This is a genomic window from Mesorhizobium sp. WSM4819 (assembly GCF_055811215.1).
In genome coordinates this window covers 1-433 of the sequence record NZ_JBVVQO010000104.1, presented here as the reverse complement: position 1 = coordinate 433, position 433 = coordinate 1, and the positions used below count along the sequence as shown (strand labels likewise).

Genomic DNA, 433 nt, shown 5'->3' with positions numbered 1-433 from the left:
CGGTCGCGATTTCGCCGCCTGGCTCGGGCTGGTCCCTCGGCAGAAGTCGAGCGGCGGCAAGCAACGACTAGGGAAGGGATCGAAAATGGTCCAGCGCGATATTCGGCGGTTGCTCATCATCGGCGCCATGACACATGACCGCACTCGATCACATGTCCAATGCTTCAGGTTCTTCCTTGCAAAACGGCTGGCATCCACACAAGAAATTGACGCACACAAATTTAAACATCTAATGAGAGCAGACACTCAGAAGATTGAATGCCAGGCAGGAGACTAAGCTCACTGCCGGGCCGGCACGCCTTGGGGCGTGCCGTAAATCGTCATGCCTATACGTCAGTCCTAAATCGTCTTTTTGCAGTTGTGTGCGTCAAGTTCTGCAAAAATGGCGTGGCATTCAGCGGTGACGTTGGCGTGTCCGCCGCGCAGCCCCCGT

At 55.9% G+C, this 433-nt stretch carries 1 pseudogene; it reads left to right on the top strand.

Annotated features, from left to right (window positions below):
- A pseudogene (locus AC0L18_RS32425) lies at positions 1-127 on the top strand (transposase); the annotation flags it as partial.
- Positions 128-433: the final 306 nt, after the last annotated feature.